A 12,073-nucleotide genomic window follows, 5' to 3' on the forward strand; every position below is an offset into this window, starting at 1 on the left:
CACAATGCAGGGTTCTGTGACAGAGTTTCTAAAACCGCGCCTGGTAGATATCGAGCAAGTGAGTTCGACGCACGCCAAGGTGACCCTTGAGCCTTTAGAGCGTGGCTTTGGCCATACTCTGGGTAACGCACTGCGCCGTATTCTGCTCTCGTCGATGCCGGGTTGTGCGGTAACCGAAGTTGAGATTGATGGTGTACTCCATGAGTACAGCACCAAAGAAGGCGTTCAGGAAGATATCCTTGAAATCCTGCTCAACCTGAAAGGGCTGGCGGTGAGAGTTCAGGGGAAAGATGAAGTTATCCTTACTCTGAATAAATCTGGCATTGGCCCTGTGACTGCAGCCGATATCACCCATGATGGTGATGTTGAAATCGTCAAGCCGCAGCACGTGATCTGCCACCTGACCGATGAGAACGCAGCGATTAGCATGCGTATCAAAGTTCAGCGCGGTCGTGGTTATGTGCCGGCTTCTGCCCGAATTCATTCGGAAGAAGATGAGCGCCCAATTGGCCGTCTGCTCGTTGATGCATGTTACAGCCCTGTAGAGCGTATCGCCTACAATGTTGAAGCAGCTCGTGTCGAACAGCGTACCGACCTGGACAAGCTGGTCATCGAAATGGAAACCAACGGCACAATCGATCCTGAAGAGGCGATTCGTCGTGCGGCAACCATTCTGGCAGAACAACTTGAAGCTTTTGTTGACCTACGTGATGTTCGTCAGCCAGAAGTTAAAGAAGAGAAACCAGAGTTCGATCCGATCTTGCTGCGCCCTGTTGACGATCTGGAATTGACTGTCCGCTCTGCTAACTGCCTTAAGGCAGAAGCTATCCACTATATCGGTGATCTGGTACAGCGTACCGAGGTTGAGTTGCTGAAAACGCCGAACCTGGGTAAAAAATCTCTTACTGAGATTAAAGACGTGCTGGCTTCCCGTGGTCTGTCTCTGGGCATGCGCCTGGAAAACTGGCCACCAGCAAGCATTGCTGACGAGTAACCGGATCACAGGTTAAGGTTTTACTGAGAAGGATAAGGTCATGCGCCATCGTAAGAGTGGTCGTCAACTGAACCGTAACAGCAGCCATCGCCAGGCTATGTTCCGCAACATGGCAGGTTCACTGGTTCGTCATGAGATCATCAAGACGACCCTGCCTAAAGCGAAAGAGCTGCGTCGTGTAGTTGAGCCACTGATTACTCTTGCCAAGACTGACAGCGTTGCAAATCGTCGTCTGGCATTCGCCCGCACTCGTGATAACGAGATCGTGGCAAAACTGTTTAACGAATTGGGCCCGCGTTTCGCGAGCCGTGCCGGTGGTTACACTCGTATTCTGAAGTGTGGCTTCCGTGCAGGCGACAACGCTCCGATGGCTTACATCGAGCTGGTTGATCGTTCTGAATCTAAAGCAGAAGCTACTGCAGAGTAATCTGTAGTAACGTAGAAAAACCCGCTTCGGCGGGTTTTTTTATATCTTAAAGGTTCCCCACCTATCCCCAGTCATATTTATCTTCCTTCGTTCTTAATTCCTTTTATGTAGTACTGCTCGTTTATTCTGGTCAATTCAAGCGCAGAAACTGACTCGCAGCCTCTGCAATCTTGGTAGTTATCTGACAACAGTTTTAACTGTTGTAGTGAGGCATCATGCTGCGCTGAGTTTTCATGACGCTGATTGAGATAACCAGCAATAGGTCCACATAACTGTGTTTTCTTGTATGATGACAATCTAGGCCGTTGAAAAATTAATGAGGGCAGACTATGTACCGCATCGGTGAACTCGCAAAATTGGCTGACGTTACGCCAGACACCATTCGATATTACGAAAAGCAGCAGATGATGGAACACAAAGTTCGTACGGAAGGCGGGTTCCGGCTTTATACCGAAACCGATCTTCAACGACTCAAGTTTATCCGTTATGGAAGACAGCTTGGTTTTACACTGGATTCGATCCGTGAGTTACTTTCGATCCGCATCGATCCTACACACCATACTTGTCAGGAATCTAAAAGCATCGTGCAGGCCAGGTTGAATGAAGTCGAGTTACGAATCGAGGAGTTGCAAGTGATGCAGCGTTCGTTGCAGCGTCTTAATGATGCGTGTTGCGGAAGTTCGCACAGCAGCGTTTACTGCTCTATTCTCGAAACGCTGGAGCAAGGCGCTAGCGGAATACACCGTGGTTGTTGATTTCTTAAAACTGAGGATCTACACTCACGCCGATTTTATACACAATCTGGAGATGTAATGAGCCATTATCAGCACAAGAAAGGGCAAATCAAAGATAACGCCATAGAGGCATTACTTCACGATCCTTTATTTAGACAACGCGTTGAAAAGAACAAAAAGGGGAAAGGGAGTTTCTTACGAAAAGGGAAACATGCTAAGAAGGGTAACTGGGAGGCCAGCGGTAAGAAAGTGAATCGCTTTTTTACCGCTGGCCTTCTGACTTTACGCGCCCGATTAAATACGGTTGTTCTGTTCTTTTAACAGATCGCGAATTTGAGTCAACAAAACCTCTTCCTTGGAAGGGACCGGAGGCACCGCTGCCGGTTCTTCTTTTTTGCGATTCAATCTGTTGATCAGTTTAATCGCCATGAAGATTGCAAATGCAACAATGACAAAATCGAACACGTTTTGGATAAACACGCCGTAGTGCATCACCACTGCAGGAATATCGCCTTGCGCATCCCTCAGAGTGACAGCGAACTGTTTGAAATCAATCCCGCCAATTAAAAGACCCAACGGCGGCATAATGATGTCGGCAACCAAAGATGAAACAATCTTGCCGAATGCTGCACCAATAATCACACCCACTGCGAGGTCCACTACATTCCCACGCATCGCAAATTCGCGAAACTCTTTAACAATACTCATTTTCTTTCTCCTTAAGCCAACAGATAAAGTTAAGTCTAACAAATGATTAGCCAATTTCCATTGGGGATAAATAATCGCTACTAAAGTTAATCATTATAAAATAAAAGGTTAATGTAAAAGGTGCTCTCGAAAAGCACCTCTTATCGCTACAGGAAGAAAGGACTGGGCTGGAATAAACGTTCTACGTCGCTAATAAATTTTTTGTCTGTCAGGAACATAATGACATGATCACCCTGTTCGATACGAAGATTATCATTAGCGATCATGACGTCATTACCCCGAACGACGGCTCCGATAATTGTGCCTGGCGGCAACTTGATTTCATCGATAGCACGACCTACAACGCGAGACGTCGTTTCATCCCCATGCGCGACCGCTTCTATCGCTTCTGCTACACCACGGCGAAGAGAGGAAACACCCACAATATCAGCTTTACGGACATGGCTTAACAAAGCGGAAATGGTTGCCTGCTGCGGAGAGATGGCGATATCAATAACACTGCCCTGCACAAGATCGACGTAGGCACGGCGCTGAATGAGCACCATCACCTTTTTAGCGCCCATACGTTTAGCCAGCATCGCTGACATAATGTTCGCTTCATCATCATTAGTGACGGCAATAAACAGATCAACTTGATCGATATGTTCTTCGGCCAGTAACTCTTGATCCGAAGCATCGCCATAAAAAACGATCGTATTTTGCAGTTTCTCTGCTAATTCAGCGGCACGTTGTTGATCGCGCTCGATCAATTTTACGCTGTAATCTTTCTCGAGCCGGTGGGCAAGACCTGCGCCAATATTACCGCCCCCAACCAGCATGATACGCTTGTAAGGTTTTTCCAGTCGTTGGAGTTCACTCATTACGGCGCGAATATGCTGAGATGCTGCAATAAAGAACACTTCATCACCCGCCTCAACGATGGTTGAACCCTGCGGGCGAATGGGTCTGTCATGACGAAATATTGCTACCACGCGAGTATCAATATGCGGCATGTGTTCGCGCATAGTAGACAATGCGTTACCAATCAGAGGCCCGCCATAATAGGCTTTAACGACCGCCAGGCTAACTTTGCCCTCAGCGAAGTTAACAACCTGCAGCGCACCCGGATATTCTATCAGTCGATAAATACTGTCGATAACCAGCTGTTCCGGAGCGATGAGATGATCGATCGGAACCGCATCTGAGTTGAACAGTTTATCTGCATCACGGACGTAATCTGGGGATCGTATACGGGCAATACGATTTGGGGTATTGAACAACGAAAAAGCGACCTGGCAGGCAATCATGTTCGTTTCATCAGAACTGGTGACTGCAACCAGCATGTCAGCGTCATCCGCTCCTGCCTCACGGAGTACTCGAGGATGGGAGCCATGACCCTGAACTACACGCAGATCGAATTTATCCTGCAGCTCACGAAGACGGTCTCCATTGACGTCGACGATGGTGATGTCGTTATTCTCACCCACAAGGTTTTCCGCCAGCGTTCCGCCGACCTGCCCAGCACCCAGAATGATAATCTTCATAGATTGCGACCTGTTTTAAATATCACTCTTTGATTAGCTTAGCGTAAAAGAAGCCATCACCGTCTTCTGCTCCAGGAAGGTTTTGTACGCCAGGTTTATCGAGAGTACCGGTAGTCCGCAGAGTGGCATTAGATGTACGTTTCAGGAATGCAGCAATCTGTTGGCTATTTTCTTCTGGAAGGACTGAGCAGGTTGCGTAAACCAATGTACCGCCAGGTTTAAGATGCGGCCAAACGGCGTCAAGGATTTCGCTTTGAAGTTGCGCCAGTTCGTTAATATCACGATCCCGGCGTAGCCATTTGATGTCTGGGTGTCGGCGAATAACGCCGGTCGCAGAGCAGGGGGCATCGACCAAAATACGATCAAACTGTTCATCCCCGCACCACTGTGCAGGCGTCCGTCCGTCACCCTGTTTGACTTCTGCTTTCATTCCCAGGCGTTTTAAGTTGTCGTATACGCGAGAAAGTCGTTGCTCATCAACATCGACAGCCATGACGCTGGCTTTAGGAGCGACTTCAAGAATATGTGTCGTTTTACCGCCAGGTGCTGCACAGAGATCAAGAATACGATCGCCGTTTTGCGGCTCAAGATAGGTCATACAACCTTGTGCTGAAGCGTCCTGGACTGTCACCCATCCTTGCTCGAATCCCGGCAGGGCTTGCACTGGGGCTGGGGAGGCAAGGCGTATTGCATCGGGATAGGCATCATGTGTAAAGCCGTTCATCTCGGCTGTTTCCAGCAAAGCCAGCCATTCATCGCGAGTATGATGATTACGATTTACGCGCAGCCACATAGGAGGACGTTGATTATTCGCCTCAACTATTGCCTCCCACTTGCATGGGTAAGCTTTCTGCAGGCGCTTCAGTAGCCACTCAGGATGTAGAAAACGCTTATCAGAATCTGCAAACTCCGCCAGCAGCTCTTCCTGTTGACGCTGGAATTGACGTAACACGCCGTTAATCAAGCCCTTCAGTTGCGGGCGCTTGATCACAACAGCCCCTTCAACGGTTTCGGCCAATGCAGCATGAGGCGGAATTCGGGTATGAAGCAACTGGTAGAAACCCACCATAATTAAATAATGGATGGTGCGCTGCTTGCCTGTCATTGGCCTGGACATCAGCTTACTGATGAGCCATTCCTGTTGTGGGAGCGTGCGTAGCACACCAAAGCACAGCTCCTGGAGCAGGGCTTTATCTTTATCGGACACTTTTTGTTGAAGCGGTGGCAGGATATTACTCAGAGATTGACCCTGTTCGACCACTTTCTCGATGGCACTTGCCGCCATGCTGCGAAGATTTTGTTTTTTCATAACCGCAAAAATAAAAATGCCCGGAAAACCGGGCCTTAGATTAAATATAATCAGGCAAGACGTGTGCCTGGTGTAAACCACTCGCGACGAGAATTCAGCAGATCTTGCGCGCTCATGGCTTTTTTACCAGCAGGTTGTAGCGATTCCAGATTGAGAATGCCGTCTGCGGTTGCAACCTGAATACCTTCTCGGGTTGCTTCAATAATGGTGCCTGGTTCCGCTTTAGCTTCTCGATTGATAACGGAAGCTTTCCAGATTTTTACAGGCTGCTCGTCAATGGTCATCCAGCTCATTGGCCAGGGATTAAATGCGCGGATGCAACGTTCCAACTGTGCTGCAGAAAGCGACCAGTCGAGTTGCGCTTCTTCTTTACTGAGTTTCTCTGCGTAGGTCACGAAGGCTTCGTCCTGAACTTCAGGCTGCGCTTTACCGTCGGCGAGTTGCTGCAACGTTTCGATGAGGCCTTGCGGGCCGAGGTCCGCAAGTTTGTCATACAACGTTGCGCTGGTATCTTCTGCCGTAATCGGGCACGCCAGTTTGTAAAGCATGTCTCCCGTATCCAGCCCGACATCCATCCGCATAATGGTGACACCCGTTTCGCTATCACCCGCCCACAATGAACGCTGGATTGGCGCCGCGCCGCGCCAGCGAGGAAGCAGGGAACCGTGCACATTAATGCAGCCGATACGTGGCATATCAAGTACGGCTTTTGGCAAAATTAATCCGTATGCCACCACAACCATGACATCAGCATTAAGTTCAGAGACAAGCTGCTGATTTTCTTGAGGGCGCAAGGATACAGGCTGAAATACCGGTAAGTTATGTTTTTCAGCGAGGACTTTAACTGGGCCAGGCATCAGTTTTTTGCCACGACCAGCAGGGCGGTCCGGCTGGGTAAACACACCAACAATCTGATGGCCGGAAGATAACAGCGCATCAAGGTGACGCGCTGCGAAGTCAGGTGTTCCCGCGAAAATTATGCGTAGCTTTTTAGACACGTTATTCCTTGTATCCGAAGGGGCACGTTATGCGCGTGTGCGCATACGATCCAGTTTCTCGACCTTCTGACGAATACGCTGCTGTTTCAGGGGAGAGAGATAATCGATAAACAGCTTACCGACTAAGTGGTCCATCTCATGCTGAATACAGATCGCGAGCAAATCGTCCGCTTCCAGTTCAAATGACTTACCGTCGCGATCCAGCGCACGGATTTTGACCTTCTCGGCACGAGGAACCAGAGCGCGCTGTTCTGGAATAGACAGGCAGCCTTCCTCAATTCCGGTTTCGCCGCTCTGCTCAAGCAGCTCTGGATTGATCAATACCAGGCGCTCTTCGCGGTTTTCAGATACGTCGATAACGATGATGCGTTTATGAATATCAACCTGCGTTGCCGCGAGACCAATGCCTTCTTCTGCGTACATCGTATCGAACATATCATCAACGATACGCTGAATTTCTGCATTCACTTCTTTTACCGGTTCAGCAACGATGCGAAGGCGCTCGTCCGGGATATGTAACACTTGCAAAACTGCCATAAATTTCCAGAGTCGTGTTCAGGAGTTGAAAAGATTATTACCTCTATTCTAGACAAATCCCCTGCTGATTGACAGCATCCCTAACCAATCGCAAAGATTGCTGAGGCTGCTTATGGCAGGGAAAAGGATGACTTCCACAGAGATATGGTTACGTCTGATGAACGTCGGGGATTTATGTGGTGACACGATGCTGGGTGCTGCACAAAATCTGGCGACGCGCGAAAGTATTGACGAAACAACGTTGAAAAATGTTGGCCTAACGATGAAGCAGGCCCGCAATTTTTTGTGTGTAAAAGAAGCCGAACTCGAACGTTCTTTTAACTGGCTAGAACGAGCGGGGCATTATCTGATTCCAGCTGACAGCCCTCTTTATCCGCCACGTTTGCGAAGCCTATCCGACTATCCCGGCGCGTTGTTTGTGAATGGCAGTATCGACGTGTTAAGTAGCTTTCAACTCGCCGTCGTCGGCAGCCGCTCCCCTTCCTGGTACGGGGAAAGGTGGGGGAACATATTCTGCGAACATCTGGCGCGCAACGGGTTCACAATTACCAGTGGGTTGGCGTGTGGCATTGATGGAGTTGCTCATCGGGCTGCGCTTTCTGGACAGGGTAAGACTATCGCGGTGCTGGGTAACGGCCTGTCCGGTATTTACCCTAAACGACATGCTTCCCTTGCGGACAAAATTATCGAAACCGGAGGGGCGGTTATTTCTGAGTTTCCCCTCGCGACGCCACCCTGGCCCGGCAATTTCCCTCGGCGTAACCGCATTATCAGCGGTTTGAGCCACGGCGTATTCGTCGTCGAGGCGGCGTTGCGAAGTGGATCGCTTGTGACCGCCAAATGTGCCCTTGAGCAAGGGCGAGAAGTTTTTGCGTTGCCAGGGCCGATAGGCAACCCAGGATGTGAAGGCCCTCATTGGCTGATTAAGCAGGGGGCAACGCCTGTAACAAGTGCCGAGGAAATTCTCGAAAATTTGCGATATGGATTGAATTGGATACCCAATGAACCGGAAATGGCACTTTATTCATCAGATCAGGAGGAGGTAGCATTGCCATTTCCTGAGCTCCTGGCTAACGTAGGAGATGAGGTAACACCTGTTGACGTTGTCGCTGAACGTGCCGGCCAATCTGTGCCAGTAACGGTAGCACAGCTACTGGAACTGGAGTTAGCAGGATGGATCGCAGCTGTACCCGGCGGCTATGTCCGATTAAGGAGGGCATGCCATGTTCGACGTACTGATGTATTTGTTTGAGACTTACATCCATAACGAAGCAGAAATGCGCGTGGACCAGGACCGACTGACGCGGGATCTTACCGATGCAGGATTTGAGCGGGAAGATATTTATAACGCATTGTTGTGGCTAGAGAAACTGGCTGATTATCAGGAAGGGCTTGTCGAACCAATGCAGCTTGCTTCCGATCCTTTGTCCGTGCGTATCTACACGGCTGAAGAATGTGAAAGGCTGGATGCCAGCTGCCGGGGATTCGTTTTATTCCTGGAGCAAATCCAGGTGCTAAACCTCGAAACGCGAGAAATGGTGATAGAGCGCGTCATGGCGCTGGATACTGCAGAATTCGAACTGGAAGACCTTAAATGGGTCATTCTGATGGTTCTTTTCAACATCCCTGGTTGTGAAAACGCCTATCAGCAAATGGAAGAATTACTCTTTGAAGTGAATGAAGGTATGCTTCATTAATTCATTACATTGCTCCAAGAGTTGTTATGGCCAAATCAGCACTGTTTACGGTGCGTAATCAAGAGCCCTGCCCACAATGTGGGGCTGAACTTGTCATTCGGTCCGGGAAACACGGTCCGTTTCTCGGTTGTTCACACTATCCGGAATGTGACTATGTCCGTCCCCTGAAAAATCAGGCGGACGGGCATATCGTGAAAATTCTGGAAGGGCAAACGTGCCCATTATGTGGCGCGAATCTCGCGTTGCGCCAGGGACGTTTTGGCATGTTTATCGGATGTAGCCATTACCCTGAATGTGAACATACAGAACAGATCGATAAGCCAGATGAAACAGCGATAGCCTGTCCACAGTGTCAACAAGGGCAGTTAGTCCAACGTCGCTCCCGTTTCGGTAAAACTTTTCATTCCTGCGATCGCTATCCTGAATGCCAATTCGTTATCAATTTTAAGCCAGTTGCGGGTACATGCTCTCATTGCGATTATCCGCTCCTGATAGAGAAGAAAACTGCACAAGGCATCAAACGCTTTTGCGCCAGTAAACAATGTGGAAAGCCGGATTCGGCGGATTAAACCTGTGAATAATAATTATCCATTAGGCTCTATCGCGCAGGCGGTGGACGTACTAAAAAATGAAGAAGTCATCGCTTATCCCACTGAGGCCGTGTTTGGGGTCGGATGCGATCCGGATAGCGAAACGGCAGTGACTCGTTTACTAGAACTCAAACAGCGTCCGGTCGAAAAAGGCTTAATTTTGATTGCTGCAAACTTCGAGCAGCTCAAACCTTATATCGATGACTCGATGTTGTCCGAGCAGCAGCGCAATACTATTTTTTCCGCCTGGCCCGGTCCGGTAACCTTTGTTTTCCCGGCGCTGCCTTCTACGCCGAGCTGGTTGACAGGGCGCTTTGACTCACTTGCTGTTCGCGTAACAGATCATCCGTTGGTTGTTGAACTGTGCGAGACTTTTGGGAAGCCGCTCGTTTCAACCAGTGCCAACCTCACAGGGTTGCCGCCTTGTCGCACGTCGCAAGAAGTGCTGGCCCAGTTTGGTGACGGTTTTCCAGTGGTCGTCGGTGAAACCGGTGGACGCCTGAATCCGTCTGAAATCCGAGATGCTTTGACCGGCGAGCGTTTTCGCCAGGGGTAACATGATGGAGAAGTACGCTGTATTTGGTAACCCAATTGCACACAGTAAATCGCCATTCATTCATCAGCAATTTGCTCAGCAACTGCACATTGACTATTCGTATGATCGTGTCCTGGCGCCGGTTGATGATTTCCTCGCTACGCTCAATGCTTTTTTCTGCGAAGGGGCGAGGGGAGCAAATGTTACCGTGCCTTTTAAAGAAGACGCTTTTGAGCGAGCGGATGAGTTGACCGAACGTGCATCGCTCGCGGGTGCGGTGAATACACTTAAACGGTTGGACGATGGGCGTCTGCTTGGTGATAACACCGACGGCATTGGTTTATTGAGCGATCTGGAAAGACTCTCTTTCATTAAACCAGGGTCTCGGGTTTTGTTGATTGGAGCGGGCGGGGCATCCCGAGGAGTTTTGCTTCCGCTTCTATCGTTGGATTGCGCTGTGACAATTACCAATCGAACATATTCCCGGGCGAAAGACCTTGCAACACTCTTTGCTCACACAGGGAGTATCAGTGCCGTGGCGATGGAAGATTTGGAAGGACATGAGTTTGACCTGATTATTAATGCCACATCCAGCGGTATTGCCGGTGATGTACCAGCCATTCCAGCCTCTCTGGTGAAAGCTCATGTTTACTTCTATGACATGTTCTATCAAAAAGGAAGTACACCTTTCCTGAGCTGGTGTGAAGATCAGGGTGCAAAACATATGTCGGACGGACTGGGAATGCTGGTGGGTCAAGCCGCGCATGCGGTGCTACTTTGGCATGGTGTATTACCCGCAGTGGAACCTGTTATTGAAATACTAAAACAGGAATTGCTGGCGTGAATCAGGCAATTCACTTCCCCGATAGAGAGGTCTGGAATGAAGATAAACAGGCCGTCTGTTTTCCAGCTTTGGTAAATGGTGTGCAGTTGATCTGCGCGATCAAAAGCGAAGTATTACTCCGCCGTTTTGGTGGTGCTGTACCGCTTGAGGTGTTCAAAGATAATCGCTGGGATCTGGAAGAAGAAGCCAGCGATTTGATTCGGGATCAGCAAGAAGACGATCAGGGCTGGATTTGGATTTCCTGATCCAGGTATTCGTCTTTCCATTTCACGTAATTATTCGCTGAGTATTGTAGCCCTGCGATCTCCGCTTCATTTAAGGGGCGGATTTGCTTTACTGGGCTGCCTAGATAGAGGTAGCCGCTTTCCAGGCGTTTGTTTTGTGGTACCAGGCTCCCGGCCCCGATCATAATATCGTCTTCTACTATTACCCCATCTAATAGAATCGATCCCATACCGACCAACACGCGATTGCCGATGGTGCAGCCGTGCAGCATCACCTTATGACCAATAGTGACATCTTCGCCAATGATCAGAGGACATCCCTCGGGGTTATGGGCGGATTTATGGGTGACATGCAGAACGCTACCATCTTGAATATTGGTGCGTGAGCCAATAATGACATGGTTCACATCGCCCCTGATGGCGACTAACGGCCAGATGCTCACATCATCGGCCATCCTGACATCGCCAACGACGACGCTACTGCTATCGATCATCACGCGATCGCCTTTCTGAGGGAACAGGTCTTTGAAGGGACGCAATACGACGGACATATCTACCTCGACTGATTAACACTATATAAAAGACTTTGATCGCATTATCCGGTTCGGGCAAGGGATAAATGCATCAATATTTAAGCAGATCGGGTGGGATTTCAGCGAAAAGAGTGGAAAAACAGCAGTCAGAAAAAAAGATCCAAAAAAGCCTTGTGCTAAAAGCTGGGATCCCTATAATGCGCCTCCATCGACACGGCGGATGTGAATCACTTCACACAAACAGCCGGTTCGGTTGAAGAGAAAAATGCTGAAATAAAGGATTGACTCTGAAAGAGGAAAACGTATTATACGGGACCTCGCAACGGTGAGCGAAAGCCGCGTTGCACTGCTCTTTAACAATTTATCAGACAATCTGTGTGGGCACTCAAAGTGACATGGATTCTAAACGTCGCAAGACGC

At 49.2% G+C, this 12,073-nt stretch carries 16 protein-coding genes; 10 read left to right on the forward strand and 6 right to left on the reverse strand.

The genetic code is table 11. From position 1 onward, the window contains the following. Positions 1-4: 4 nt before the first annotated feature. From AC07RN_RS18265 to AC07RN_RS18280, 4 genes are all read left to right on the forward strand, one after another. Positions 5-994, forward strand: a complete 990-nt coding sequence (locus tag AC07RN_RS18265) for a DNA-directed RNA polymerase subunit alpha (protein ID WP_002919219.1) — start codon at positions 5-7, stop codon at positions 992-994. A 40-nt stretch (positions 995-1,034) separates the two neighbouring features. Beyond that, on the forward strand, positions 1,035-1,421 hold the full coding sequence (rplQ, locus tag AC07RN_RS18270; RefSeq protein WP_015960703.1) for a 50S ribosomal protein L17: 387 nt from the start codon (positions 1,035-1,037) through the stop codon (positions 1,419-1,421). 329 nt (positions 1,422-1,750) lie between these two features. Next, on the forward strand, positions 1,751-2,176 hold the full coding sequence (gene zntR, locus AC07RN_RS18275; RefSeq protein ID WP_478336989.1) for a Zn(2+)-responsive transcriptional regulator: 426 nt from the start codon (positions 1,751-1,753) through the stop codon (positions 2,174-2,176). Positions 2,177-2,233: 57 nt separating this feature from the next. Further along, positions 2,234-2,476 carry an alternative ribosome-rescue factor A gene (locus tag AC07RN_RS18280; RefSeq protein ID WP_015960701.1) on the forward strand — a complete coding sequence of 81 codons (243 nt, stop codon included), beginning with the start codon at positions 2,234-2,236 and terminating at the stop codon, positions 2,474-2,476. Here the strand turns inward: AC07RN_RS18280 and mscL are convergent. The 5 genes from mscL to def all read right to left on the reverse strand — a co-directional run bounded on the left by mscL (position 2,450) and on the right by def (position 7,230). Continuing rightward, the gene (mscL, locus tag AC07RN_RS18285; RefSeq protein WP_478336990.1) at positions 2,450-2,863 is read right to left on the reverse strand and encodes a large-conductance mechanosensitive channel protein MscL; all 414 of its coding nucleotides are present in this window, start codon (positions 2,861-2,863) and stop codon (positions 2,450-2,452) included. The two genes, AC07RN_RS18280 and mscL, sit on opposite strands and share 27 nt — an antisense overlap. A 146-nt stretch (positions 2,864-3,009) precedes the next feature. Further along, positions 3,010-4,386 carry a Trk system potassium transporter TrkA gene (gene trkA, locus AC07RN_RS18290; RefSeq protein WP_015960699.1) on the reverse strand — a complete coding sequence of 459 codons (1,377 nt, stop codon included), beginning with the start codon at positions 4,384-4,386 and terminating at the stop codon, positions 3,010-3,012. A gap of 22 nt (positions 4,387-4,408) precedes the next feature. Next, entirely contained in the window at positions 4,409-5,695 is a 1,287-nt protein-coding gene (rsmB, locus tag AC07RN_RS18295) for a 16S rRNA (cytosine(967)-C(5))-methyltransferase RsmB (RefSeq protein ID WP_478336991.1), read from the reverse strand. A 50-nt stretch (positions 5,696-5,745) separates the two neighbouring features. Then, the gene (gene fmt, locus AC07RN_RS18300) at positions 5,746-6,693 is read right to left on the reverse strand and encodes a methionyl-tRNA formyltransferase (RefSeq protein WP_478336992.1); all 948 of its coding nucleotides are present in this window, start codon (positions 6,691-6,693) and stop codon (positions 5,746-5,748) included. 27 nt (positions 6,694-6,720) lie between these two features. After that, positions 6,721-7,230 carry a peptide deformylase gene (gene def, locus AC07RN_RS18305; protein ID WP_015960696.1) on the reverse strand — a complete coding sequence of 170 codons (510 nt, stop codon included), beginning with the start codon at positions 7,228-7,230 and terminating at the stop codon, positions 6,721-6,723. Positions 7,231-7,357: 127 nt separating this feature from the next. On the opposite strand from def, the gene dprA reads away from it, so the two are divergent. From dprA to AC07RN_RS18335, 6 genes are read left to right on the forward strand one after another with little or no spacing between them, the layout of a single operon-like run. Further along, on the forward strand, positions 7,358-8,482 hold the full coding sequence (dprA, locus tag AC07RN_RS18310) for a DNA-protecting protein DprA (RefSeq protein WP_478336993.1): 1,125 nt from the start codon (positions 7,358-7,360) through the stop codon (positions 8,480-8,482). Beyond that, on the forward strand, positions 8,454-8,927 hold the full coding sequence (gene smg / locus AC07RN_RS18315) for a DUF494 family protein Smg (protein WP_015960694.1): 474 nt from the start codon (positions 8,454-8,456) through the stop codon (positions 8,925-8,927). The genes dprA and smg overlap by 29 nt, the downstream gene beginning before the upstream one ends. A gap of 26 nt (positions 8,928-8,953) precedes the next feature. Beyond that, entirely contained in the window at positions 8,954-9,496 is a 543-nt protein-coding gene (locus AC07RN_RS18320; RefSeq protein WP_478336994.1) for a DNA topoisomerase family protein, read from the forward strand. A 4-nt stretch (positions 9,497-9,500) separates the two neighbouring features. Next, positions 9,501-10,073 carry an L-threonylcarbamoyladenylate synthase type 1 TsaC gene (tsaC, locus tag AC07RN_RS18325; RefSeq protein WP_449553350.1) on the forward strand — a complete coding sequence of 191 codons (573 nt, stop codon included), beginning with the start codon at positions 9,501-9,503 and terminating at the stop codon, positions 10,071-10,073. 1 nt (position 10,074) lies between these two features. After that, positions 10,075-10,896: a shikimate dehydrogenase gene (gene aroE / locus AC07RN_RS18330; RefSeq protein ID WP_478336995.1), complete on the forward strand. Its 822-nt coding sequence runs from the start codon at positions 10,075-10,077 to the stop codon at positions 10,894-10,896. Next, entirely contained in the window at positions 10,893-11,141 is a 249-nt protein-coding gene (locus AC07RN_RS18335; protein WP_478336996.1) for a DUF1488 family protein, read from the forward strand. The genes aroE and AC07RN_RS18335 overlap by 4 nt, the downstream gene beginning before the upstream one ends. Here AC07RN_RS18335 and AC07RN_RS18340 read toward each other — a convergent pair. Further along, entirely contained in the window at positions 11,117-11,671 is a 555-nt protein-coding gene (locus AC07RN_RS18340; protein WP_478336997.1) for a gamma carbonic anhydrase family protein, read from the reverse strand. The two genes, AC07RN_RS18335 and AC07RN_RS18340, sit on opposite strands and share 25 nt — an antisense overlap. Positions 11,672-12,073: the final 402 nt, after the last annotated feature.

It is taken from the genome of Lelliottia sp. GFLA7 (genome assembly GCF_056490165.1).

Excerpts from the sequence above, each read along its gene's own strand:
- AC07RN_RS18340 (WP_478336997.1), bottom strand. The coding sequence starts at position 11,671 with ATGTCCGTCGTATTGCGTCCCTTCAAAGACCTGTTCCCTCAGAAAGGC.
- rplQ (WP_015960703.1), top strand. The coding sequence starts at position 1,035 with ATGCGCCATCGTAAGAGTGGTCGTCAACTGAACCGTAACAGCAGCCAT.
- smg (WP_015960694.1), top strand. The coding sequence starts at position 8,454 with ATGTTCGACGTACTGATGTATTTGTTTGAGACTTACATCCATAACGAA.
- AC07RN_RS18265 (WP_002919219.1), top strand. The coding sequence starts at position 5 with ATGCAGGGTTCTGTGACAGAGTTTCTAAAACCGCGCCTGGTAGATATC.
- AC07RN_RS18280 (WP_015960701.1), top strand. The coding sequence starts at position 2,234 with ATGAGCCATTATCAGCACAAGAAAGGGCAAATCAAAGATAACGCCATA.
- aroE (WP_478336995.1), top strand. The coding sequence starts at position 10,075 with ATGATGGAGAAGTACGCTGTATTTGGTAACCCAATTGCACACAGTAAA.
- AC07RN_RS18320 (WP_478336994.1), top strand. The coding sequence starts at position 8,954 with ATGGCCAAATCAGCACTGTTTACGGTGCGTAATCAAGAGCCCTGCCCA.
- trkA (WP_015960699.1), bottom strand. The coding sequence starts at position 4,386 with ATGAAGATTATCATTCTGGGTGCTGGGCAGGTCGGCGGAACGCTGGCG.
- dprA (WP_478336993.1), top strand. The coding sequence starts at position 7,358 with ATGACTTCCACAGAGATATGGTTACGTCTGATGAACGTCGGGGATTTA.
- def (WP_015960696.1), bottom strand. The coding sequence starts at position 7,230 with ATGGCAGTTTTGCAAGTGTTACATATCCCGGACGAGCGCCTTCGCATC.
- zntR (WP_478336989.1), top strand. The coding sequence starts at position 1,751 with ATGTACCGCATCGGTGAACTCGCAAAATTGGCTGACGTTACGCCAGAC.
- rsmB (WP_478336991.1), bottom strand. The coding sequence starts at position 5,695 with ATGAAAAAACAAAATCTTCGCAGCATGGCGGCAAGTGCCATCGAGAAA.
- mscL (WP_478336990.1), bottom strand. The coding sequence starts at position 2,863 with ATGAGTATTGTTAAAGAGTTTCGCGAATTTGCGATGCGTGGGAATGTA.